Raw genomic sequence first — 574 nt, 5'->3', positions numbered from 1 at the left:
GACTTCGACGTGCCGACCAATGCCACCTTCGTCAGTGCAGCGATCGTGGCAGGAAGCTCATTCAATCTGGACAATGTTGCGCCAAGCGTGATCCGCATTAACGATGCCGGAGTCGAAGATGCTGCGGGCCCGTTCCTTCGAATCTCGGGTGGCAACCAGGTGATCGGAAATGGTGCCTCGAACAGTACAAACTCTGAAGGTGGAATCCGCGCGCCTAAGACGAAGAAGAATCTCGATGGAACGACAAATGCAAACGGCGACAGCTGGTTTCGGATGCCGGCCATCGATATCACAATGGTCGCAGGCACATCCGGTGTGATTCAGCCGAAGATCCGAACTGCCGGTGATGCCGCTACCTACGGTAACGATAAGAACTACAGTACCCAGCTCGCAAAGGCGAGCCTTTTGGGCACGCAGTGGGCCCCGACCCGGTGCACGCCTCGTGATGCAAAGGGCACGGCCGCGCTGAACGCTGGCGCCGGTCCGCTCGCGACCATCAACATCGCCTCTGCTCCCGTTGATGTGGATACCACGCTGGCGCTGGCTGTTCCGGCTGCTGCGACGACGGATGTGG

At 59.2% G+C, this 574-nt stretch carries 1 pseudogene; it reads left to right on the top strand.

Going from position 1 to position 574, the window contains the following annotated elements:
• Positions 1-574: pseudogene (locus QM600_RS29515) on the top strand (Ig-like domain repeat protein); the annotation flags it as partial.

The sequence above is a fragment of the Rhodococcus sp. IEGM 1379 genome (assembly GCF_030056815.1).
In the GTDB taxonomy this organism is placed as follows: domain Bacteria; phylum Actinomycetota; class Actinomycetes; order Mycobacteriales; family Mycobacteriaceae; genus Rhodococcus_F.
Note: the sequence above shows the minus strand (reverse complement) of the source record. Positions and strands in the feature narration are given on the sequence as shown.